The organism is Paenibacillus contaminans (genome assembly GCF_003285015.1).
In the GTDB taxonomy this organism is placed as follows: Bacteria; Bacillota; Bacilli; order Paenibacillales; family NBRC-103111; genus Paenibacillus_V; species Paenibacillus_V contaminans.
This window is the reverse complement of sequence record NZ_QMFB01000010.1, coordinates 259331-281305: the sequence shown is the minus strand read 5'-3', so window position 1 is coordinate 281305 and position 21975 is coordinate 259331. Positions and strand designations below refer to the sequence as shown.

Sequence of the window (21975 nt, the reverse complement as noted above, 5' to 3'; positions counted from 1 at the left end):
ATAAGGTTATATAGGTTTAGACATAATATACTTTCTTTGTATGATATCGCTTGGCGGGTAAAAACATAGAAAAGGTGGTACTCTTTTATAAATATGTATCATAATGAAGTATTCGAGTACGATCCAACTACTGATACGTGGACTCCCGCCACAACCAGCCGGCGACCCAAGTAGAAAAATAACGGCCAGAGCAGAACAAATACTAGCCAAGCTCCGCGAAATGGGAATGATCACTTAATCTCCCCCCACTAACCGTAGCCAGTGGGGAGTCATTATTTTGATAAATCTTTTACGATGGACTCAAGCGTACGACTCGAAGCGATGCGCTGTTTATTGGCTGGTTAGCTCCAGGATATTGAACGATAGATGTCAAAGGAATGTCGTTCTGTGTACTCGCAGCAGGTATGAGTGAGCGGAGCGTCAAAACGTCACCCGCTTGCAATGATAATATAGCATCCCCATCTAAAGAGCCAACTTGTTGTTGCATAAAAATAGCTTCACCTGATCTGGTTGAGTCTTGAAGGACTCCGTTCACAAAAACTCCAAATGCTGCGTGCTGATGATTTGCATCTGTTGCCAAAAAAGTAACTTCCCACAGAACCGCATAATCACCTGCAACCGGTACAGCTATCGAGTTAGCTGTTACTAAAATCCCCCCGACTGCGACTGATCCAGGCTGATTAAACTGATTAAACCGAGCTATACTACCCGGTGGTGTCTTAGTTAGAGTTTGATCTGCGTTGTCAAATATAAAAGCGTATACAGGCGTGAAAGTGCCTGATGGCCCTGGTGGTCCCGGAGGACCCGGCACAACTATAATATTTCTTTTACGTTTCTTTTTTCGAGGATGACAGATAAGTATTATCTTTCTTTTACATTTCTTTTTTTTATGATCACATTTCCCCACTTTCGACACCTCCTATAGATTTATTCTATAGTATGTTGGTTGTCACGTTTAGAATGGACCAATGCTCCCTAGCAATTTCCCCACAGAGTAATGTCCATATATTTGCATAAAACCACTCATCCACAAAAGCACGTTCTTCTTGATGTTTTTCTGAAGACGATAACAGTTCAAACCCTAGACATATATAAAAGAGGCAAATGCTATCCTCCAATTACCCAGACAGTCACTTCGATATCCTAATAGTATAGGATATGCGAGGAAGGAGGTGACTCTCACATGTCTTGTCGAAAAAGAAAAAGGTCGAGTTGTGTGAAGCGCAAGAAATCGGTAAGGATCGTTTGTCAGCCTGGGCCTCCAGGACCTCCAGGAACGCCAGGAACACCAGGAACACCAGGAACTCCGGGTACTCCGGGTACTCCGGGAACGCCAGGTGCACCAGGGCCAATGCCTCCAATGCCGCCTATGGCTCCTGGTCCTCCTGGTCCTCCGGGGACGCCGGGCACACCAGGAGTATAATAAATGCTTACTCGAATTACCGTTGAAAGCGCCCACCTTCTATATACCAGAAGTGGGCGCTTTCAAGTTCAGGCATGTCCCATAAAACAAATTTGACATCGGAGTCGATTCTAGATGAAACTTTTAGTCAAAGATCCTCAAATCTCGGTTCAACGTAAATTTATATCCGGAGCGGATTGTCGGAAATTTATCGGCATGGCTCAAGGACAACTGGAACCAGCAAAAATCGTGGGAACCGATGCGGAGACGATCTCCGACTTCCGGAAATCCGAGAATGCATGGTTCGATCATCGCGCGAACGATACCGTTGGCACACTTTGTGATCGCGTCGCGGCAATCGTCGGGATGCCGATCAACCATGCAGAAAAGCTCCAAATCGTACGTTATCCGGTAGGCGGTAAATTTGACGCGCACTACGATACGTTCGACGATCATACACCGGCAAGCAAAAAAATATTGGACGAAGGCGGACAACGGCTTTACACCGCGCTGATGTATCTGAATTCCATGCGATCCGGAGGAGAAACGTTTTTTCCTGAGTTAAAAATAAATATTGCTCCTGAAGAAGGTACTCTCCTAGTGTTCGCTAATTGTAGAAAGGGTTCGATTATCCCTCATCCTCATGCCTTACACGGATCTCGTATGATAAAAAAGGGCGAGAAATGGATCATGACACTCTGGTTTCGCGATCGTCCTCAGTATACATTGCAGTAAGCATTTTCATATCCCCCACAGCATAAGCCAGTGGGGGATTCAACTCTCATAGTCTTGGGTCCATCTGACAAAAGCCCTCTGCGGAACAGCAGTAACTTAACTGCACTATTCCAACACTCACGCCTCTCCTTGTATGGCCGCCGCGCGCTATATTAACTCAACCATAAAAAAAGACCCCGATATCAGAGTCTTAGTATGTATGCATGATTTTTATTGAAGCCTAGTCATTGCCTGAAGATCGCCAATAAACAGCTGTTCTACAACATCGTCCTCGAACTTGATCGAAACGACATAATGTTCCTTAAGCGAATCGTCTTTTATATTTTCATATTCTTCAGCATTAACAAACTTCTTTTCCTTCGAATCATAGACATAGTCTACCACGATAAATTCGGGCTGTTGATTTGTGATCGCATTTTTTTCTCCGTACTGCTTCAAAACGTCCTTTTTCGTATCGCCAACTTTAATTCCGCTAGCTGCACTAAATACATTGATCGATTCATCGGAAAGCCTAATGTACGCTACTTTATCATTTCTGTAAAAAATACCGGCGCCGTTAACGTAATCAATTGTACCTACCCCGGGTTTACCTTTGCCCAAAACTTTCTCTACATCCGCTTTTGCCATGCCGTAGCACACTTTGGCTTTGGTGTCTGTTTTCGTAATGCACATGTCATCCTTAGAATCCCCATTGCCGTTACTACATCCAACAGCAGCCATCAAAAAAACAAGTATTATCATGATTCTTTTCACAAGCTTTGACCCCTTTATTTTTCCTAAAGTTTACCATATGAATGAAATAAATAATAGAATATTTTTACTTTAACCCTATCTAACCCATGTTGCCTTCCAACTAAAAAAGCCCCTCAATCAAAGGGACCTGTCGGTTTGCCATGTTACCGGCGTCTAATGGCATCCAGCATTTCTTTGTGGCGTTTGTCGGCATAATATTTGTTTACGACCAGGATCGCGTGAATGACCCCCGGTATATACGCAAGAAAGCATAAGATGATATTCAGGATCATTTGCCCGGGCTTCCCGCACGACAAAATTGCAAGCGGCGGCAATAAACAAAGCAGGTATCTCAAAGCCGTCCCTCCGTCCTATGCTAATTTACTACATAGTACCACATGATAGCGGCAAACGGTTGTATCGATGAAGAACCATCGGATTGGCCGCAGCAGGATACGACTACACATCCGCCATGGCTTCACCCTTCATGCACGCCCTCCATTTTCACCCTGATCTCCTTGATATACTCGCCCAGTCTTAACGCGATTTCCGCTTTTGCCACGTCTCTTAGCAGCGTCATCTCGCCCACATACCCCCTATAGCGGTACTCGCATCTGAGCTTATTCTCCTCATCCATATACACCTTATATTTTCGGGCGAACAAAAGCTTCTTGGCCGCAACCAGATCGGCTTGGATCGAATCGAACAAAAACTGTATGGCAGCCATGTGCAGCTGTTTAAAAGATCCCTTGCTCTGCTCGAGCTCCCGGTAGCTCTTGTCGCAAATCGTCATCATTAGCGGCAATAGGATCGTATTCTTAACCGCGTTGATCTCGTCCTCAGTCGGTAAATTAGGGCTAATTTGCGCCATATTCGCGAACTCCTTTAACGAACGTTTGTTCCTATTATGTTCAGTATATGCGAACGATATGCGAACGCGCAACTAGAAAAAAATCCCCTTTCTTCCCCGAGGTCGTCTTCATGCCGTATTTTCTCTCCTCCGACTCACCCTAACGGATTGGTTTGTAACCTGCACCTACCGGAACGATCTAAGAGATCGGCGATCATGCCGCCCCGCTCCTCTTCATAAATCGGGCAATGACCCAACACCAATAGCCCCATTACCCAATAAAATGATTTGAGTTATTCCACTTTAGAAAGGCGGGCTTACTCGTTGAGAAAAAAAACATCCTGTAAACCGAAAAAACAGCGGCATGTGCATGAATTCGAAGGCAGCACCAAGTTGGCGGAGGAAGGCGAAGACCGGCATAATCACCGATTTGCCGGTGTAACCGGGCAAGCGATTCGTGTAGGTAAAAGTCATGTCCATGAAATAGACCTTACGAACACCGATTTTCTGGATCATTTCCATAATCTCAAAAAAATAAGAACAGGTCCTGCAATTCCGGTAGGAAACGGCAAGCATGTACACTTTGTAAGCGGGCAAACCACAATAAACGACGAGCATAGACATCCGTTCAATTTTGCTACCTTAATCCAAAAGCCGCTTGTTTAGCCGGACCCCAAACAATACGGCCTCAGCATGAAATAGCCTAAAGCTATGTCCTGCTGAGGCCTTTTTTTGACAGTTTCGCAAAATGCCGCTCCGGTACGCTTAAAACGACAAAAATCTATCTGCTCTCTGCATTTCGGATGACAAAAAAGTACTTTGGACACTGCTAAACTTTTCCACCCACTCATATACTCCTAGTACAACACCTATGTCGGTGGGGCACCTAAAGAAAGGAGGCGCCTCCACCATGGATTCTTTCCAAACGATTACGGTTATGTTGGCGTTCGGGATGTTTATTCTCACGTTGCTAACTTACATCGACAAGAGAAAGTAATCCGCATCGTCTGTCGGCATTCTTCTCAGTTTGCCAATCTTCGCCCCACCGAAAAGGCCGTTGCTTCGGAGTCAGGTCTGCCCACCTGACTCTATTTTTATTGTGGCCGCTCCCGAAATATGACTCCGCCGTTCCAACGTTCTATGGAAAAAAGAGGTTGACATCATCCGCCTCATAAGCGATTGTGAAAGTATTGAACACATACCATCATACGCTCTTACACAGCAGCAGGAGGATGAACCATGAAAAAGTTTTTCGTTTTGACCGATATCGAAGGCGCCGCAGGCGTAGACAGCTTTACGCAAACGCGGCCGGACGACGGATTTCCGGAGCGGCTGGAGGAGGCCAAGAAGCTTCTGGCTAAAGAGGTCAACGCCTGCGTGGAGGGGATCCGTTCCATCTACCCGGATGCGCATATCGACGTTTGGGACGGACACGGCCCGGGCGGTTTGCATCGCGAAGACATTACCGGCGCCAACTATTTGCGCGAGGGACAACCTTACAAAAGCATCGAAGGTTACGATGCCATGCTGTTCGTCGGGCAGCACGCGATGGCCGGCACGTTTCACGCGCCGCTGAACCATACTTACTCCTCGAAATCGATCGCCTATTACAAGCTGAACGGCGTTTTTATCGGTGAATTCGGCGCGCGCGCGCTAATTGCCGGCGTACAAGGCGTGCCTACCATCTTCCTGTCGGGGGACGATAAAGCCGCGCTCGAGGCGAAAATATTCATTCCGGACATCGAGATCGCTGTCGTGAAACAAGGAAAAGGCATCGAAGCCGCCGTTCATCTGGACGGCGCCGAAGCATGTGCGCTCATTCGCGACGGAGCGGCCAAAGCCGTAAGCCGTTTATCCGAATTCGCACCGTTTACCGCGTTTCAAGCGCCTTACGAGCTCGAGATCGGCTTCCTTGACACGCAGAACCCGGACACGATCCAAGGGCCTGACACCGAGTGGATAAACGGGCAGACCGTCCGCATACGGAAGCCAAACATTTTGGACTATCCGTTTATCTGATACGTTAAGAAGAAGTCAATCGTTTCCTCGTTCTGTTACGCATTAGTTAGCGAATCTCTTTTCGGCAAACTTCAAAAAGGCCGTTTCCAGTCGCCCAACCGGAAACAGCCTTTTTTTTCCTTTTATCCTGCCAAATCATTAACGATTATACCAGTACCCCGTTACGCCTTTCTCGATACGCATGAGCGCTTCCAGGTAGTAATAGTCGCCCCAGATGACAAAATCGTCAGGCGAGCTGTTGCCGCGAACATGATACGAGCCGCGTTTGATCAGCCCTTCTGCTTCCTCTTCCCCGATCGTCGAATAATTTTGGACAAGAGATTGAAGCGAACGCTTCAGCCAGCCTTCGAAATAAGGCCTCTCCGCATCGTTGGCATCGAGATGATCGAGAAGCTCCAGCAAGCCGGCGCAAACGATCGCGGACGCCGAGCTGTCTCTGTACGTATCGGCGTCTGCAGGGACGTCGAAATCCCAATAAGCGACGTCGTCTTCAGGCAAGTTCTCGAGGAAATAACGCGCAAGCCGGCGCGACGTTTCCAGGAAAGCGGGATTTTTCGTATACTTGTACGACAGCGCGAAGCCGTAAATGCCCCATGCTTGTCCGCGCGTCCATGTAGAGCCGTTCTGATACCCCTGATGCGTAGAACCGCCGATCGGAATACCCGTATCCTGCTCGAAATAAAACGTGTGGTAGGAGGAGTCGTCTCCGCGCACAAGATAACGGCGGCTTTTCTCCGCATGTTTGACCGCCACTTCCCGGTACCGGTTTTCCCCGGTCATTTCCGAGGCCCAGTACAGAAGCGGAAGATTCATCAAGCAGTCGATGATGATACGCCCGCCCTGCTTTTCGTCGCCAAGCGGTCCCCAAGCCTGAATGAGCTGCGCCTCTTCTCTCCAGCGCCCAAGCAGCTTATCCGCCGCTTTCAGCGTAAGCTCCTTTGCCGCCTCGTCCTTTTCGATAATCCATCCCGCCTTGGCCGATAGCGAATAGAGGAACCCGATATCGTGATGCTCCAGGGCGATATTGTCGGCAAGCCGCTTACGGAAGCTTTCGATGTTGCGCTGCGCCGCTTCGCGGAACGTTTCGTCTTTGGAATATTCGTAGCAAAGCCAAAGCATGCCGGTCCAAAATCCGTCCGTCCAGTCGGTATTCGGATTCAGGTTCGTCGTATAGCCGCCGCCGTTAAGAGCGACATGCGGAAATTGTTCTCCGTACCGCTCGATATTTTTGCGCGTCTTGACGACCGCGTCCTCGATCGCTTTCTTCCACATCTCTCATTGCACTCCTTATCGTAGGCGATTTAAGCCGGCTGTATAGCTTACTTTTCGTCTTACCTTATCGAACAGCGGCCCTGTAGGCTTCCATATATTGCGCCGCTTTTTTCGCTACCAGCGAGAAATCCTTCGCTTTTACGGCCTCCGCGGTCAAGTCGGAGCCGATGCCTACCGCGACAGCGCCCGCTTTGACCCACTCGCCGAGGTTTTGCAGGGAAACGCCGCCTGTCGGCATAATATTCGCCTGCGGCAGCGGACCCTTGATCGCTTTGATCATGGCCGGCGAGAAAAGATTGCCCGGGAACAGCTTGACGATGTCGACGCCAAGCTCCAGCGCGGTTTGAATTTCTTGAATCGTCATGACGCCGGGCATTACCGGAACGCGGTAACGGTTGCACAACGCCACTGTCGCCGGGTTGAGCGACGGGCCTACGACAAACTCGGAGCCGGATAAAATCGCCGCTCTCGCCGTCTCCGGATCGAGCACCGTGCCGACGCCGATGATCGCGAACTTGTCGGGGTCTGTCGCCGTACTGGAGTAGCGGGTCGCCAGCTTCTCGATCGCTTTGAGCGCGAACGGAACCGTCATCGTCACTTCAATCGTTTTGAGTCCGCCGGCAATCGCCTGTTCGGCCATTTCCACCACTTCATCGGGCGTCTCCCCGCGCAGGACGGCTACAACGCCTTCATTTACGATTTTTTCGATCAGCTTTATTTTTTTCATATCGGAAATCAGGTCCTTTCGTTCCATCGGTCTTCGCCAACGGACGCTCTTGGCTGCCGTTTTATCGTTCCACGTGTTTCTTGTTGCCGAGTACGGCTTCAACCTGCTCCCAAGTCGGAAGCCCTTGCCAATCGCCTTCCACCTGTACGACCATGGCGCCGATCAAGCTGCCGATCCTCACGGCTTCGACATTGCTCATGCCGCGAAGAACGCCGGCCAAAAATCCGGCGCAAAACCCGTCGCCCGCCCCGACCGTGTCCACGACGCGCTCGACAGGGAAAAACGGAACGGATTCGACCGCTCCTCCGTGGGCGACAAATGTTTCCGCTTCGCCGCCTTTTACGATACATACGCAACCAAGCTTGTGAAGGTTTTCAAAAATCCGATCGGTATCATCCGTATCGTAAAGCAGCTTCAGCTCGTCGAGCCCAGGCAAGAAGTAGTCGGCCTCTTGCGCGATCGGCAGCAGCGTCTCGCGCGCTTCTTCGATCGTCCACAGCTTGAGCCGCAGATTCGGATCGAAGCATACCTTAACGCCGTTCCGCTTGGCGATTCGCACGGCTTCCAGCACCGTTTCCCGGCACGAAGCGCTGAGCGCCGTCGTAATGCCTGTCACATGCAGCATTTTGGCTCCGGCCAAATACGCCTCGTCAAGATGTGCGGGCGTCATCGTACTTGCCGCGGAAAACTTCCGGTAGTAATATACGGACGACTTCCCCGCCACCGCTTCTCTCAGCATGAGACCGGTCGGCGACCCTGATGCTCTTTTGCAGCGGCTGACATCGACGCCTTCCCCGCGCAGCCGTTTCTCGATAATATTGCCGATCGGATCGCTGCCCAGCAGGCCAAACCAGCCGACACGGTGTCCGAGCCTCGCAAGCCCGATCGCCAGATTGCTTTCCGCGCCCCCGAAAGACTGCTCCAGAAGCGGGCTGTATTCAATTCCTTTGGACCCGGCCGGAAAAAGGAGACCCATCGTTTCGCCGAAGGTAACCACTTCCGGATGGTTATGCATCTGATCCGCCATCGGGATTTCCACCTCGTTATCTTGTCATCCAGCCGCCGTCAACGCACAGAACCTCGCCGCTCATATAATCCGAAGCCTTGGACGCCAAAAATACGGCCGGTCCTTGCAAATCCTCCGGCGTTCCCCAGCGGCCTGCCGGAATACGGACCATAATTTGCGAATTGCGATCGGCATCTGCGCGCAGCGCCGCCGTATTGTCGGTCTCCATGTAGCCTGGGGCAATCGCGTTTACATTGATGCCTTTGCCCGCCCATTCGTTGGCCAACGCTTTCGTAATGCCGGCAACACCGTGCTTGGACGCGGTATAGCCGGGTACGTTGATGCCGCCCTGGAACGTTAGCATGGAGGCGATATTTATAATTTTGCCCGAACCTTGCTTCAGCATTTCCCGGCCGACGAGCTGGCAGAGAAAAAAGACGCTGTTCATGTTCAAATCGATGACGTCATGCCAATCTTGAGCCGCGTGATCGGCTGCAGGCGTACGGCGGATAATGCCCGAGTTGTTGACGAGAATGTCGATTTTGCCGAAAACGGACAGCGTTTCGCTCACGACCTTCGGAAGATTTTCTTCCTTGCTCAGGTCCGCCACGATGATATGCGCTTTGCGTCCCATCGCCGTAATTTGGTCGTAGACGGCGCGATTTTTGCCGCTGCTCGTTACAATCGCAATATCGGCTCCGGCTTTCGCCAGTCCGATCGCGATAGCCCCGCCCAAGCCTTTGGCGCCGCCCGTAACAATTGCCGTTTTCCCTTGCAGATCAAACAAATTCATAAGGGTCACTCCGTTCATTTTTCAATAGACAGCCCATAGGACCTGTATTTCTCCGCTACATCGTCGGACAAACCGCTATCCGTAATGATCGAATGCACCTCGGACAGCTCCGCGAACGTCATGAGCGCGTATTTGTCGAATTTGGTATGGTCGGCGACGCAGATCGTCTCCTTCGCGCACGCCATAAGCGCCCGCTTCTGTTCCTGCAGCTCGCTCGTATAGATGGTGAAACCGAAGTCGGAATGAATGCCGGATGTCGTCAGGAACGCTTTCTGAATATTCAGCTTGCGGATAAAACCTATCGCATCGGAGCTGATCAGCATGTTACGCTGCCGGTAGCCTCCCGGGACGACAAGATGAATCCGGTCCTTGCGGGCAAGCTCGCTTATAATGAAAAGATCGTTCGTAATGACCGTCAGCGGCGCGTTATCCAGCAGCTTGGCGATTTCCAGCGTCGTGCTTCCCACGTCCAGCGCAATGATATCGTTCGGCTCGATCAGACGCACCGCCTTGGCGGCCGCATCCGCCTTCTCCGCTAGCTGCTTAGCGTTCGGCTCATGCGAAGGGAGCAGCCCCCGGTCGGCGTCGTTCTTCAGTACGGCGCCGCCGTGGACCCTCACCAGAAGCCCTTGATGCTCAAGCTTCTCCAGGTCTTCGCGAACCGTTTTGCCGGTAACCTGCAGCAGCTCGCTTAGCTCCGAAACCTTTACTTCCCCGTTCTGAAGCAGCAAGGCCATAATGCTTTCATGGCGCTTCAAGCTTGACATGTTACCTCAGTTCCTTCATCGTTACCGGATCCATATCGGCAAACTCCTGGTTTTCTCCCGCCATGCCCCAGATGAACGTATAGTTGCTCGTACCGACTCCGCTGTGGATCGACCAGCTTGGAGAAATGATCGCTTGCTCGTTGCGTACGACAACATGACGCGTCTCCGTCGGCTCGCCCATCAGATGGAAAACGACGCCGTCTTCCGGCATATCGAAATAGAAGTATACTTCCGAACGGCGGTTATGCGTGTGGCACGGCATCGTATTCCACATGTTGCCCGGCTTCAAAAGCGTCATGCCCATCACGAGCTGGCAGCTCTTGATGCCTTGCTCATGAATATATTTGTAGATCGTTCTTTCGTTAGAATTCGTGATGCTTCCGAGATGATTCGGCTCCGCTTCGCTGATCGCCGCTTTCGCAGTCGGGTATTCCTTGTGAGCCGGAGTCGAGTTCAAATAGAAACGGGCCGGATTCGCGCTGTCTTCGCTCTTGAACAACACTTCGCGTTTACCTAAGCCGATATACAGGCAGTCCTTCGTCTCCATGACGAATTCTTCGCCGTCCACGACTACCGATCCGCGGGGACCTACGTTAATGATTCCGATCTCGCGGCGGGCCAGGAAAAATTCCGCGCCCATTTCTTTGCGGTCCGCTTCGAGGGCGATCGCTTGGGACGTCGGGATAACGCCGCCTGTAATAATTCTATCGACATGGCTGTATACGAGCTTCAGTTCACCCGGAATGAACAAGCCTTCAATCAAATATTCGTTTCTCAGTTGCTCGGTATCAAATGCCTTTGTTGCAGCAGGGTTCGTTGCGTAACGGATTTCCATCGTTTCGTACCTCCAAAAAGTTTAGTTTTAGTTCGTTAACCTAGTCACATTATAATACATGGGTTTGTTTATGTACATTACTTTCTTCTTTTTACGTTCATTTAGGTTCATTTTATTGTTCGAAAGGTTTATTTTAACGAATTTAATCATAAAGGAGGGAGACAAGGGGATTCATAAGGAAAAGGTAACGCCGTTCCAGCAGCAAAAAAAAGAACACCGCCAGGCTTTTGCCCGACGGCGTTAAGTATGGAAGCTCACCGATTCCCCTTAGATTCGGCGTTTCGGCTAAGTGAGCAAGAAATGATAGTTCGGATCGGCGTTCCCGAAATGTTATCTCCAGGTTCGACCGGTGGCGAATGCTCGTTAAAATTGCCTGCAAAACGGAAGCCTATCGCTTTCTCCAATGGAAGCTGCGGGTCAACGCGTCGTAATCAACGCGGTTCTCGTTTTGCCGTCCCACTCCACTTTCCCGCCGAACGCCTCCCCAATCCATCTGACCGGCGCCATCGTAAAGTTGTTCACCAGCTGGGCGGGCTCTTCGAGCGTCTCCGTTTTGCCGTTTTTCTTGACATCCGCCTGTCCGATCGTCAGGGAAACGGTTGTGCCGCCCTTCTTCCCGGTTGCCGTTCTTGTATCGTTGTCATAATCGACGTTTGCGCCCATTGCCTCGAAAATAGCGCGCAGCGGTGCAAGCGTGTTGCCGTTCACGATGACCGGATTCTGTTCCACGCTCAGCGGCTTGCCGTCTATGACGACGGAAACGATCGACGACAAGGCGATCGATTTGGAAGCCGCCAAATTGCCGTCCGTCCCATAGGTTCGCACTTCGAACACAGAGCCCTCGGGCACGTCGCCGGCATTCAGATCCAAATAAAACGGCGCTTTCTTTTGCGAGCCGACGACGCTGCCGTTCAGCACATATTCCACTTTCCCGATAAAGCCATCGGGTATTTTCACGAACGGCACGATACGCGTTTGCGTTCCGAAGGCGGCGCCTCCGTCCGCTTTCGTATAAACGAGCGGAGAAGCCGGCTTCGCGCCCTGCTCGATCTTGGACAAAAACCCCGGACCGGCGATAAGCGAACGGTATGCGCTAAGCATGGCATCATTATCGCTCAGCAAATAATTGTTTCGCGAGTCTTTTTCCTTCATATCTACATTAAAATACGTAATCGCTTTAAGTCTCGGATATTTGATCGGCATCACCTCGTAAAGCCTGCTGAGATTCAACAGCGCCCAATCGGTATAATCTTCGCCGTCGGCGTTCGTATAATGAGCGACTGCCGTTTCGCTGATCATGATCGGCTTGCGGTCGGCATATAACCCGTACAGCTCGTCGAGACGTTCGATCGGCGTCTGCCCGTAGGCCGGCTTCGACGGATCGCCATGCTCGTAAGGCTCGGTATATAAGCTGATGCCGACCCAATCGACATATTCGTCTCCCGGGTAATAAGCGTCCATCGAGTAGCGGGGTACGTCGCCGGGACTCCATACCATCGCTACGTTCGGCGCTTCCTCGGCCATAATATCGTGAATCAAACGGAATTTTTCGATATACGCCTGCGGATCGCCGTTCCATTTCGTCCAAGCGCCGTTCATTTCGCTGGCATAACGAAGAAAGATCGGAATACCGGACGCTTTGGCTTGTCGCGCCCACTCGCGTATGTATGGCCCGTCGACGACGGCATCAAGCCCTTCCGAAGGCTCCCAGCCGATTTGCAGGCCCGCCCCGGCTTCCTTGGCATTTTGCGCGTGGCCGCCGGGAAATTTGGTTCCCCATGGCGCGTAAGCCAAATAAATGGCGTGTTTTTTTCCGTAAAGCTGCTCCGAGCGGGTAAAATAGTTGCCCATCTTCGGATCGCGTTCGGAGTACAACCCGAGATACACGCCCGACTCCGGCTCGTATTTCGCAAGCCCTCCCTGCTTCGGCTCCGAAAGCTGCTTCGCCAGCCCGGCATTCGCCGACGAGACATAAATTTCCGTCACCGTCCGCAAGTGCTCCGCCCGCTGCAAGTCGCCCGCTCCCCAATCCTTGCCCGCCTTCAGCCAGTATTCGTTCTCGAGCTCGTAATACTTGATCGCATTCTCGTAATCCTTCGCGACTTTATCGTAATATTCGTCTATATTGCCGGCATAAACGGCGGCGTTCTCCCAATTGCCCTTATTCGCCTCGTACCGCATAAGCTCATCCCAATACGGAATGGCCCCGGCCGTGTTTCCCGCATCATCCAATGATTTCGCTTTCAAGTGCAAATCCCAATAATAATCGGCGTGAGCCTTTTGCGGCAGGACCGTTCCGGATACGAGCAGCCCCGTTATCGCTGCGATAGCGGCCGTACGCGCTCCCCAGCGGTTCAGCTTGCTCTTTCCGTCCGAACGCGGCTTCATTTTTTTCATCCGAACCTCTCCCCTTGGCGACAGTTACCTTCATATTTTTACAAAATCCGACACAATCATTATAACGGATACGGCCGAAAATCGTCAGCGTTTTTATTTGCCGCCTTTCGGTTGAAGGACTGTGCTCGCTTCTACACCCATGATGTTGTAAAATAACGATGATACAATCCAAATGACGAATCGAAGGACGGGACCAAACATATGTTTTCGGCTAAAGACTGGCAGGACTACGAATTAATCGATACGGGCGGCGGCGAGAAGCTGGAGCGCTGGGGCGGTTACACGCTGCGGCGGCCTGACCCGCAAATTATATGGCCTTTGGAGAAAGAAACCGGGCTCTGGCTGCATGCCAACGCGCATTATCACCGCAGCTCCAGCGGCGGCGGACAATGGGAATACCGCGAGAAGCTGCCGGAGCGGTGGACCGTTTCCTACGGCAATCTGAAATTTTATATTAAGCCGACCGGCTTCAAGCATACCGGGCTTTTTCCCGAGCAAGCGGTCAACTGGAGCTGGATGATCGATAAAATCAAGTCGGCGCGCCGCCCGATCAAGGTTCTCAATTTGTTTGCTTACACGGGCGGAGCAAGCGTGGCTTGCGCTTCGGCGGGAGCGGAAGTATGTCATGTCGACGCAGCCAAGGGCATGGTGCAATGGGCGAAGGAGAACTTGCAGCTTTCCGGTCTCGGCGAACGTCCGGTCCGTTTCATTACGGATGACGTCTTCAAGTTCGTGCAGCGCGAGCAGCGGCGCGGCAGCCGGTACGACGCCATCATTATGGACCCGCCGTCCTACGGCCGCGGACCTAACGGCGAAATGTGGAAGCTGGAAGAGGATTTATTCCCTTTCGTCCAAAGCTGTATGTCCATTATGTCGGACAAGCCTTTATTCATGCTGATCAATTCTTATACGACGGGCATTTCGGCTACGGTGCTGACGAATATTTTGACAATGACGCTCAAGAAGAAATACGGCGGCGCCATCACTTCGGGAGAAATCGGCTTGCCGATTACCGAATCCGGCATGCACCTGCCTTGCGGCATTCTCGGCCGTTGGGAGGAAAAACGCTAATGGCTTCGGGAGCCAAGCCCACGGTTCCGGTTTTGTACGAGGACAACCATCTGCTCGTCGTCCAAAAGCCCGTCAATATGCCGACGCAGGAGGACGAATCCAAGGATCCCGATTTGTTGAGCGTATTGAAGGCGGACATCAAACAGCGCTTCGCCAAGCCCGGCAATGTTTATCTCGGATTGGTTCATAGGCTTGACCGTCCGGTTGGAGGCGTCATGGTATTCGCCAAAACCTCGAAGGCGGCTTCCCGCTTGTCCGATATGGTCCGCACACGCGATTTCGGCAAAACGTATGTCGCCGTCGTCCGCGGAAAGCCGAAAAAACCGAACGGCAGGCTTGTTCACTATTTGCGCAAGGATGCCAGAACGAATATGGTGACCGCGGTGGCGCAAGGAAGCGCGGATGCGAAAGAAGCGATTCTCGACTATGAGGTCATCGCGAGCGGAGAAGGAATGAGCCTTGTTAAAGTAAAGCTGCAAACCGGAAGACCGCATCAAATTCGCGTCCAGTTCGCCTCAATCGGCTGCCCGCTGTATGGCGACCAGCGTTACGGCGCACATGTCAACGAACCGGGTCAGCAGATCGGCCTCTGGTCGCTCCGATTGGCGTTCGAGCACCCCACCCTTAAGGAACCGCTCGCCTTCGTCTCGACGCCGCCCCGCGAATATCCGTGGATTTTATGGGATCGTTCGGTGTTCGAAGCGATACGGGACTGACGTTTATTAGCGATCTTGCAGCTTAATGGAGCTAGCTTAACTCCGGGCTTCCGACAGCGCGAAAGTGCCGGTATGCGTCATGAACATTTCATTGATAAATAGGGGGAATGCGTTTTGTGCGGCAGATTTACGATCGTCGTCAGCTGGGATGAGCTGATGCTGAGATTTATGCTCGAACAAGCGGCTCCGCCCTTGCATCGTCCGCAATATAATGTTGCGCCCAGCCAAATGATTATGGCTATCATCCACGACGGCGCCAAAAATCGGCTCGGGGAACTGAAATGGGGACTTATTCCGAGCTGGGCGAAGGACGAGAAAATCGGCAACAAGATGCTGAACGCCAGAGCGGAAACGCTTATGGAAAAGCCGGCTTTCCGGACACCGCTCGAAAAGAAAAGATGTCTCATCCCCGCAGACGGCTTCTACGAATGGAAACGTTCCGGCACCGGCAAGCAGCCGATGCGCATCACGCTTACCTCCGGCGAACTATTTGCGATGGCAGGCTTGTACGAGACTTGGCTCGCTCCGGACGGACGAAAAATAAGCAGCTGTACCATCATTACAACTACGCCGAACAAGCTTGTCGAAGACATTCACGACAGGATGCCGGTTATTTTGCGCCCCGAGGATGAAGCCGTATGGCTCGATCGGGAGCAACGCGATCCTTCGCGGCTTCTGCCGCTGCTTCAGCCGTACCCCGCGGAGAAAATGACCGCTTACCCCGTCTCCCCGATCGTCGGGAACGTTAAGAACGACAGCCCGGCTTGTTTGGAGCCGCTGGCCGTACCGTAAATATCGGCGCAACAAAAAGGAACGCAGCTGCCTATGCCGCCCGTTCCTTTTTGTTGCGCCTCCGATCCGCCGCTACCGGAACATCCCCCACAGCTTTAGAAGGTGAAATGTATTGTTGGGATCGATTTTCTGATCGATGACGAAGGCTATAATATTCTCTTCCTGCCTAGGCGTAATATTCTCGCCGAGCACTCTGGCCGCCTGTCTAAGCAATTTGCGTATTTTCTCCCGATCCTGCAGATCCGACTTGGTCACGCCGTATAAAATATACTTGACCCGTTCCTTCGTCGCCGGATTTTTCATTTTCAGCTTGATCCGTTCGACAAGCTCCCGTTCTACGCCGTAGTTCACGTAGCTCACGCATCGACACCTCCGTTTGTACCGTATGCTCCGAAGCCGAACGCTTCGTGCGGACACAAGCCCTCTCTCAAGCATATGATAACTGCGGAGAAAATGTTCCGTTAAATCGTCGAAGCTTGTCTGAATCTGATACCGAAATGGAAAACCGCATCGACCCGTTATAGCCGCGGAGAACGCTTCATGCTAATCCAACAACTCGCCTGTCAGCACTTGCTCTCTTTGCAAGTATTGGCGCAGCGGCAAGTACTCGATGGAAGTCCAAAACTCGCTTCTTGCCACCAATTCCGCAGCATCGTCCCGCGCCAGCTCCAAGGTTTCGAAATCCGCCATCATATCGGCAACCCGGAACTCGGGTACTCCGCTTTGCTTCGTCCCGAAAAAATCGCCAGGTCCGCGCAGCTCCAAATCCCTTCGGGCGATTTCGAAGCCGTCGTTCGTCTCCACCATCGCCCGCATGCGTTCCTTCCCGACCTCCGTTTTCGGATCGGCGAGAAGCACGCAGAACGATTGATGCTCGCCCCGGCCGACACGCCCGCGGAGCTGATGAAGCTGCGACAAGCCGAACCGGTCCGCATCGTACACGACCATCAGCGTGGCATTCGGCACGTCGACGCCAACCTCGATGACTGTCGTCGAGACGAGCACCTGAAGCTCGTTCGCACCGAAAGCCGTCATGATCTCTTCCTTCTCCGCCGCAGACATTCGCCCGTGCAGAAGACCTACGCGAAGCGACGGAAAATGATGCGTCAGCTGCGCATGCACGTCGATCGCATTTTGCACATCCAGCTTCTCCGATTCCTCGATAAGCGGGCATATGACATATGCCTGACGTCCCGCTTTCGCTTCCCGGTCGATAAAGCCGAGTACGCGCTCCAGCATATCGTGCTTTACGGCGTAGGTTTTGATCGGTTTACGGCCTTTGGGCAGCTCGCGAAGCGTCGAGACGTCCATATCGCCGAAAGCGGTTATCGCAAGCGTCCTTGGGATCGGCGTCGCCGTCATCGTCAGAACGTCCGGCGTCATCCCTTTGCGCCGCAAAATGCTTCGCTGATTGACCCCGAACCGATGCTGCTCGTCGGTTACGACGAGTCCGAGCTTTCGGAAAAACACATCTTCCTGAATTAAAGCATGCGTGCCGACCAATATATCGATAAGTCCCATTTGCAGCGATGCAAGCAGCTCTCGCCGTTTGCGCTCCGTCAAGCTTCCGGTCAGCAGCCCGACCTGAATCCCGTAAGGCTCGAATAACCGCTCAAGCGAACGTTTATGCTGCTCGGCCAAAATTTCCGTCGGAACCATCAGCGCGCCTTGCGATCCCGCCTTTACGACGGCATATAGCGAAATGGCCGCAACGACCGTTTTGCCCGCTCCGACATCACCCTGCAGCAGCCTGTTCATACAGAAAGGCTTCCGCAAATCTTCCAAAATTTCGGCGACTACCTTTTTCTGCGAGTCCGTCAACTGAAAAGGCAGGGCGCGAACGAAGCCTCTTACCGCTTCCGAATCGACGGTATGCGCGATGCCGTCCGCACGGCTTTTGTTCATTGCCCGATAAGCCTGCAGCTTGATTTGAAACAGAAAAAGCTCTTCGTACACCATCCGCCGTCGCGCCTTGTTGCCCTCCGATACATCGGCAGGATTATGAATCAACGCTACGGCGCGCTTGCGAGGCATAAGATCGTATTTCGCCATCAATTCGTGCGGGAGCACCTCTTGGATCATTTCCCCGTATTGCGCAAGCGCCTGTGCGATCATTCGGCGCAAGCCGTATTGGGTAACCTCGCCCGCCACGGAGTAAATCGGCTGCAGCGTACCGACTCTGGAGTTTTCCTTGCCGACAAATTCCGAAGTGGATACGGTCATTTGCTGCCGTTTCCCTTCCCACTTGCCGGTCAGGACGATTTCAAGTCCCGGCTTTAATTGTTCTTTCATATAAGGACGGTTAAACCATACCGCAGTGATAAAAAACTTGTCCGATACGACCTTGCACGACAGCCTCGCCTTGCCGCGGCCGAACCGCTGCATGACCGGCTCGCTGTAAATCGTGCCTTGTATCGTAATTTTTTCGCCTTCCTTCGCTTCCGTCAAATCCCGCACATGGTAATCCTCATAACGGAAGGGGAAATATTCAAGCAGATCGGATGCCGATCGGATGCCCAGCGAACCCAACTCCTCGGCTTTTTGCGCTCCGATGCCGCGAACTTGGCGAACGGAGACCTCATGCAAATCGATCATATTATGCCGGAAGCATGAATACGGCTACCGTACCGGGACCGACATGCGTGCCGATCACAGGTCCGAGGGTCGTGTACGTTAACTCTTTGACGTCAAAATGTTCGCTGATTACGGAGCTGAACTGCTGGGCATTTTCCATCGAGCTGGAGTGGGCGATGATGATCCGGACCGGCTTGCCGGAGAAGCGGGAGTGCTCGTTCAGCAGCTCCACGATACGAAGCGTCGCTTTTTTATGCCCGCGCACTTTGTCGACGGACATGACCGTGCCTTCGGCATCCAGAGACAAAATAGGCTTGATATTGAGCAGCGACCCGACAAAAGCCGCGGCCCGCCCGATACGCCCGCCTTTTTGCAGGTACTCGAGGGTATCGACCAAAAAATACAGTCCGCATTGCTCGTGGATTTCCTCGATCGCTTCCAGGCATTGCTCTCTGCTCTTCCCTTGTGCGGCCGCTTTCGCCGCCGCAATTGCCATTAAACCGATCCCGTAAGAAGCAGACTTGGAATCGACGACAGTAACGTTTACCTCATCTTCGAGCATCGATTTGGCAAGTACCGCCGATTGGTATGTGCCGCTTAATACGGAAGCCAAATGAATCGATATGATTTGCGTATCCGGCTGCTCGGCAGCTATGCGTTTATACGTCTCCAAAAATTCAACCGGAGAAGGCTGGGAAGTCGTCGGCAGCACGGGAGTGCGGGTCAGCTTCTCATAAAACTGATCGGCTTCGATCGTTACGGAGTCCAGATACGTTTCCGTACCGAAATGCACTTTGAGCGGAACCATCTCGATCCCTAACGATTCGCGGATTTCACGGGGTATATCGGCTGTGCTGTCTATCACGATTCGAACATTGGCCAATGCGATCACTCCAACTTACATATTTATCTCGATCCTGCGCGACGCGTATAGCGCAGGATTATTCAACGCCGAACAAGTAGGCGTATACCGGTTGTCCGCCTGCATGGATTTCCGTTTCGGCATCCGGATAGGCGTCGGCCAAATAGGCCGTCAGCGATTCCGTATCGTCTTCGGACGCATCGGAGCCGGCGAGTATCGTAACAAGATCTCCGCCTTCCGCCAGCATGCTGTCGAGCAGCTTGCGGCAAGCGTCGACGATGTCCGGACAAGACGCGACGATTTGGCCGTCCTGTATGCCGATAAAATCGCCTTCCTTAATATCGATGCCGTCGATCGACGTATCGCGTACGGCATTCGTCACTTGCCCTGACTTTACTTGCCGGACGGCACGGTTCATCGCTTCCGCGTTACCGGCATCCGATTCGGCTCCGCTTTGGTAAGAGAGAGCAGCCGCAATGCCTTGCGGAATCGTTTTGGTCGGAATGACGATCACTTCTTTGTCTTCCACCAGCTCTACGGCCTGCTGCGCGGCAAGCACGATATTGGAATTGTTCGGAAGAACGTAAACCGTCTTCGCCTGCACGTTGCGGATTGCCGTCACGATATCCTCGGTGCTGGGATTCATCGTCTGACCGCCGGAAATGATTTGGTCGACGCCGAGACTGGACAAAATTTTGGATATTCCGTCGCCGATCGCAACCGCGACCATCCCGCTCGGCTTCGAATGCTTTACAGCGGCTGCCGGCTGCTCCTGTGCCGTATTCGAAACGCCCCACGCTTGCGCATAAGCTTCGTCGTCATGCATCACGATATGGCCGTGCTGCTCGCGCATATTCTCGATTTTGATTTTGATCAATTCACCGTATTTCATCGCATAGTTCATCACTTCGCCCGGAAACTCCGCATGGATATGCACCTTGACAAGCTCGTCGTCCGCAACGACCAGCAGCGAGTCACCGAATTTGGTCAGAGCGTCGCGGAAAGCCGTTTCTTCAAATCCCTTGCTCTTCGTCTGATCGAGCTTGACCATAAATTCGGTGCAATAGCCGAATTCGATCTCCTCCGCAGAAATATGCGATTGCGCGCTTCGTCCTGCGGGGACGTGGTTCTCTTCTCGGGCAACGGATTGGCCGGTAAATGCGTGCGCCGGTACGACGGCATCATCCGTCAAAGCGGCAAGGAACCCTTCATAGAGGAACATAAGCCCTTGTCCGCCCGCATCGACTACGCCCACTTGTTTCAAAACAGGGAGCAGCTCCGGCGTACGCGCAAGCGATTGTTTTCCCGCCGCATACGTTTCTTCCATAAGCGCCGTTACATCGGCGGCTCTGCGTGCATTCTGCATCGCATGCTTGGCCGCGTCCTTCGCCACCGTCAAAATCGTCCCCTCGACGGGTTTCACCACCGCCTTATAAGCGGTATCGACGCCCTGCTGCAAGGCGGCGGCAAATTGCTGCGCGTTAATTTCCTCGTATGACTGAACGGATTTTGCGAAACCGCGAAAAAGCTGCGACAAAATAACTCCGGAATTGCCGCGAGCCCCCATCAGCAAACCTTTGGACAGCGTCTCCGCTGCTTGTCCGATATGGTTCGTCTGTTTTTTACTCAGCTCCTCGACACCCGAAGTCATCGTTAAATTCATATTCGTGCCCGTATCCCCGTCCGGAACCGGAAATACGTTCAGGGCGTTAACATGGTTCACATGATCATGCAAATATCGTGCAGCCGTGAATACCATTCGGATAAAATCCGTGCCGGTCAAACGGCTAAAGCGCTTACCCAAATCCATTCTCCTTCCCTACTGTTGCCTATCGTTGTCTGCTTACCGGATGGATGGCTGAGCTTATCGTTTATCGAATTGCGTTTGCTATTATGCTCCTAAGCGGCAACCGCCATCGGAATATTTACGCATGGTTCGCATGTCCGTTTCAAAACTATTTCGCGACGCGGACACCCTGCACAAAAATATTGACGAAATCCACCTCGAGACCAACCACTTCATTGAGCATGTACTTGACCCTGTTCTGAACATTATGCGCAACTTCGGAAATTTTCGTACCGTAGCTGACAATAATATATAAATCGATGTGAAGCAAGTCCTGCTCCCTGCGCACTACGACGCCGCGGCTTAAATTTTCCCGGCCGAGCATCTCGGCGAAGCCGTCCTTCAGTTGGTTGCGGGAAGCCATGCCGACAAGCCCGTAGCATTCCACGGCGGCCGAACCGGCAAGCGTAGACATGATCTGGTCGGATACGTGGATCGACCCGAGTTCGTTTTTAACTTGTATTGGCATTATGCTCATACCCTCCGTCACGCAAGCTTATATTCGTTATCAATTGTACAATTCATGCTTTTCTTGTCATGTTCTCCCCGAATTTGTCACTTGACTTGCGGGATTACCTT

24 protein-coding genes are annotated in these 21975 nt (G+C 52.3%); 8 read left to right on the top strand and 16 right to left on the bottom strand.

Annotation, left to right across the window (positions count from 1 at the left end; all coding sequences use genetic code 11):
• The first annotated feature begins 87 nt into the window (after positions 1–87).
• A complete protein-coding gene (locus DQG23_RS43775) occupies positions 88–174 on the top strand; it encodes a hypothetical protein (RefSeq protein ID WP_420330242.1) in 87 nt (28 codons plus the stop codon).
• 115 nt (positions 175–289) lie between these two features.
• On the opposite strand, the gene DQG23_RS18855 is transcribed toward DQG23_RS43775, so the two are convergent.
• The gene (locus DQG23_RS18855) at positions 290–907 is read right to left on the bottom strand and encodes a hypothetical protein (RefSeq protein WP_113032406.1); all 618 of its coding nucleotides are present in this window, start codon (positions 905–907) and stop codon (positions 290–292) included.
• 630 nt (positions 908–1537) lie between these two features.
• Between DQG23_RS18855 and DQG23_RS18845 the strand changes: the two genes are divergently transcribed.
• Complete coding sequence (locus DQG23_RS18845; RefSeq protein WP_113032405.1) at positions 1538–2137, top strand: prolyl hydroxylase family protein; 600 nt, start codon at positions 1538–1540, stop codon at positions 2135–2137.
• A 210-nt stretch (positions 2138–2347) separates the two neighbouring features.
• On the opposite strand, the gene DQG23_RS18840 is transcribed toward DQG23_RS18845, so the two are convergent.
• The 3 genes from DQG23_RS18840 to DQG23_RS18830 form a co-directional block, all read right to left on the bottom strand.
• The gene (locus DQG23_RS18840) at positions 2348–2890 is read right to left on the bottom strand and encodes a hypothetical protein (RefSeq protein ID WP_113032404.1); all 543 of its coding nucleotides are present in this window, start codon (positions 2888–2890) and stop codon (positions 2348–2350) included.
• Positions 2891–3033: 143 nt separating this feature from the next.
• Positions 3034–3225, bottom strand: a complete 192-nt coding sequence (locus tag DQG23_RS18835; protein ID WP_113032403.1) for a YqaE/Pmp3 family membrane protein — start codon at positions 3223–3225, stop codon at positions 3034–3036.
• Between the two features lie 122 nt (positions 3226–3347).
• Positions 3348–3740, bottom strand: a complete 393-nt coding sequence (locus DQG23_RS18830) for a YhjD family protein (RefSeq protein ID WP_113032402.1) — start codon at positions 3738–3740, stop codon at positions 3348–3350.
• Between the two features lie 303 nt (positions 3741–4043).
• Between DQG23_RS18830 and DQG23_RS18825 the strand changes: the two genes are divergently transcribed.
• The 3 genes from DQG23_RS18825 to DQG23_RS18815 all read left to right on the top strand — a co-directional run bounded on the left by DQG23_RS18825 (position 4044) and on the right by DQG23_RS18815 (position 5738).
• A complete protein-coding gene (locus DQG23_RS18825) occupies positions 4044–4385 on the top strand; it encodes a YmaF family protein (protein WP_113032401.1) in 342 nt (113 codons plus the stop codon).
• Between the two features lie 205 nt (positions 4386–4590).
• Complete coding sequence (locus DQG23_RS42985) at positions 4591–4716, top strand: putative holin-like toxin (RefSeq protein ID WP_113032400.1); 126 nt, start codon at positions 4591–4593, stop codon at positions 4714–4716.
• Positions 4717–4958: 242 nt separating this feature from the next.
• Positions 4959–5738 carry a M55 family metallopeptidase gene (locus DQG23_RS18815; RefSeq protein ID WP_113032399.1) on the top strand — a complete coding sequence of 260 codons (780 nt, stop codon included), beginning with the start codon at positions 4959–4961 and terminating at the stop codon, positions 5736–5738.
• A gap of 138 nt (positions 5739–5876) precedes the next feature.
• On the opposite strand, the gene DQG23_RS18810 is transcribed toward DQG23_RS18815, so the two are convergent.
• From DQG23_RS18810 to DQG23_RS18780, 7 genes are all read right to left on the bottom strand, one after another.
• On the bottom strand, positions 5877–7010 hold the full coding sequence (locus DQG23_RS18810) for a glycoside hydrolase family 88 protein (RefSeq protein WP_113032398.1): 1134 nt from the start codon (positions 7008–7010) through the stop codon (positions 5877–5879).
• A 64-nt stretch (positions 7011–7074) separates the two neighbouring features.
• On the bottom strand, positions 7075–7737 hold the full coding sequence (locus DQG23_RS18805) for a bifunctional 2-keto-4-hydroxyglutarate aldolase/2-keto-3-deoxy-6-phosphogluconate aldolase (protein WP_113032458.1): 663 nt from the start codon (positions 7735–7737) through the stop codon (positions 7075–7077).
• 61 nt (positions 7738–7798) lie between these two features.
• A complete protein-coding gene (locus tag DQG23_RS18800; protein WP_238177935.1) occupies positions 7799–8764 on the bottom strand; it encodes a sugar kinase in 966 nt (321 codons plus the stop codon).
• 16 nt (positions 8765–8780) lie between these two features.
• A complete protein-coding gene (gene kduD / locus DQG23_RS18795; RefSeq protein ID WP_113032397.1) occupies positions 8781–9536 on the bottom strand; it encodes a 2-dehydro-3-deoxy-D-gluconate 5-dehydrogenase KduD in 756 nt (251 codons plus the stop codon).
• A gap of 14 nt (positions 9537–9550) precedes the next feature.
• On the bottom strand, positions 9551–10303 hold the full coding sequence (locus DQG23_RS18790; RefSeq protein ID WP_113032396.1) for a DeoR/GlpR family DNA-binding transcription regulator: 753 nt from the start codon (positions 10301–10303) through the stop codon (positions 9551–9553).
• Position 10304: 1 nt separating this feature from the next.
• A complete protein-coding gene (gene kduI, locus DQG23_RS18785) occupies positions 10305–11138 on the bottom strand; it encodes a 5-dehydro-4-deoxy-D-glucuronate isomerase (protein ID WP_113032395.1) in 834 nt (277 codons plus the stop codon).
• Between the two features lie 417 nt (positions 11139–11555).
• The gene (locus tag DQG23_RS18780; protein ID WP_113032394.1) at positions 11556–13535 is read right to left on the bottom strand and encodes a stalk domain-containing protein; all 1980 of its coding nucleotides are present in this window, start codon (positions 13533–13535) and stop codon (positions 11556–11558) included.
• 201 nt (positions 13536–13736) lie between these two features.
• Between DQG23_RS18780 and DQG23_RS18775 the strand changes: the two genes are divergently transcribed.
• The 3 genes from DQG23_RS18775 (at position 13737) to DQG23_RS18765 (ending at position 16114) form a co-directional block, all read left to right on the top strand.
• Positions 13737–14606 (top strand): class I SAM-dependent methyltransferase, encoded by an 870-nt coding sequence (locus DQG23_RS18775; protein ID WP_113032393.1) that lies wholly within the window; start codon positions 13737–13739, stop codon positions 14604–14606.
• Entirely contained in the window at positions 14606–15322 is a 717-nt protein-coding gene (locus DQG23_RS18770; protein ID WP_113032392.1) for an RluA family pseudouridine synthase, read from the top strand. Before DQG23_RS18775 ends, DQG23_RS18770 begins: the two co-directional genes overlap by 1 nt.
• Before the next feature lie 114 nt (positions 15323–15436).
• Positions 15437–16114, top strand: coding sequence for an SOS response-associated peptidase (locus tag DQG23_RS18765; protein WP_113032391.1), 678 nt, complete (start codon positions 15437–15439; stop codon positions 16112–16114).
• Positions 16115–16186: 72 nt separating this feature from the next.
• Here the strand turns inward: DQG23_RS18765 and DQG23_RS18760 are convergent, their stop codons facing one another.
• The 5 genes from DQG23_RS18760 to DQG23_RS18740 all read right to left on the bottom strand — a co-directional run bounded on the left by DQG23_RS18760 (position 16187) and on the right by DQG23_RS18740 (position 21865).
• Positions 16187–16474 (bottom strand): stage VI sporulation protein F, encoded by a 288-nt coding sequence (locus DQG23_RS18760; protein WP_113032390.1) that lies wholly within the window; start codon positions 16472–16474, stop codon positions 16187–16189.
• 183 nt (positions 16475–16657) lie between these two features.
• Positions 16658–18709: an ATP-dependent DNA helicase RecG gene (recG, locus tag DQG23_RS18755; protein ID WP_113032389.1), complete on the bottom strand. Its 2052-nt coding sequence runs from the start codon at positions 18707–18709 to the stop codon at positions 16658–16660.
• Position 18710: 1 nt separating this feature from the next.
• The gene (locus DQG23_RS18750) at positions 18711–19571 is read right to left on the bottom strand and encodes a DegV family protein (protein ID WP_113032388.1); all 861 of its coding nucleotides are present in this window, start codon (positions 19569–19571) and stop codon (positions 18711–18713) included.
• A gap of 58 nt (positions 19572–19629) precedes the next feature.
• Entirely contained in the window at positions 19630–21360 is a 1731-nt protein-coding gene (locus DQG23_RS18745; protein ID WP_192894606.1) for a DAK2 domain-containing protein, read from the bottom strand.
• 145 nt (positions 21361–21505) lie between these two features.
• Positions 21506–21865, bottom strand: a complete 360-nt coding sequence (locus DQG23_RS18740) for an Asp23/Gls24 family envelope stress response protein (protein ID WP_113032386.1) — start codon at positions 21863–21865, stop codon at positions 21506–21508.
• Between the last annotated feature and the right edge of the window lie 110 nt (positions 21866–21975).

Excerpts from the sequence above, each read along its gene's own strand:
- DQG23_RS18740 (WP_113032386.1), bottom strand. The coding sequence starts at position 21,865 with ATGCCAATACAAGTTAAAAACGAACTCGGGTCGATCCACGTATCCGAC.
- DQG23_RS18845 (WP_113032405.1), top strand. The coding sequence starts at position 1,538 with ATGAAACTTTTAGTCAAAGATCCTCAAATCTCGGTTCAACGTAAATTT.
- DQG23_RS18745 (WP_192894606.1), bottom strand. The coding sequence starts at position 21,360 with ATGGATTTGGGTAAGCGCTTTAGCCGTTTGACCGGCACGGATTTTATC.
- DQG23_RS18770 (WP_113032392.1), top strand. The coding sequence starts at position 14,606 with ATGGCTTCGGGAGCCAAGCCCACGGTTCCGGTTTTGTACGAGGACAAC.
- DQG23_RS18805 (WP_113032458.1), bottom strand. The coding sequence starts at position 7,737 with ATGAAAAAAATAAAGCTGATCGAAAAAATCGTAAATGAAGGCGTTGTA.
- DQG23_RS18815 (WP_113032399.1), top strand. The coding sequence starts at position 4,959 with ATGAAAAAGTTTTTCGTTTTGACCGATATCGAAGGCGCCGCAGGCGTA.
- kduI (WP_113032395.1), bottom strand. The coding sequence starts at position 11,138 with ATGGAAATCCGTTACGCAACGAACCCTGCTGCAACAAAGGCATTTGAT.
- DQG23_RS18830 (WP_113032402.1), bottom strand. The coding sequence starts at position 3,740 with ATGGCGCAAATTAGCCCTAATTTACCGACTGAGGACGAGATCAACGCG.
- DQG23_RS42985 (WP_113032400.1), top strand. The coding sequence starts at position 4,591 with ATGTCGGTGGGGCACCTAAAGAAAGGAGGCGCCTCCACCATGGATTCT.
- recG (WP_113032389.1), bottom strand. The coding sequence starts at position 18,709 with ATGATCGATTTGCATGAGGTCTCCGTTCGCCAAGTTCGCGGCATCGGA.
- kduD (WP_113032397.1), bottom strand. The coding sequence starts at position 9,536 with ATGAATTTGTTTGATCTGCAAGGGAAAACGGCAATTGTTACGGGCGGC.
- DQG23_RS18780 (WP_113032394.1), bottom strand. The coding sequence starts at position 13,535 with ATGAAAAAAATGAAGCCGCGTTCGGACGGAAAGAGCAAGCTGAACCGC.
- DQG23_RS18810 (WP_113032398.1), bottom strand. The coding sequence starts at position 7,010 with ATGTGGAAGAAAGCGATCGAGGACGCGGTCGTCAAGACGCGCAAAAAT.
- DQG23_RS18790 (WP_113032396.1), bottom strand. The coding sequence starts at position 10,303 with ATGTCAAGCTTGAAGCGCCATGAAAGCATTATGGCCTTGCTGCTTCAG.
- DQG23_RS18775 (WP_113032393.1), top strand. The coding sequence starts at position 13,737 with ATGTTTTCGGCTAAAGACTGGCAGGACTACGAATTAATCGATACGGGC.
- DQG23_RS18800 (WP_238177935.1), bottom strand. The coding sequence starts at position 8,764 with ATGGCGGATCAGATGCATAACCATCCGGAAGTGGTTACCTTCGGCGAA.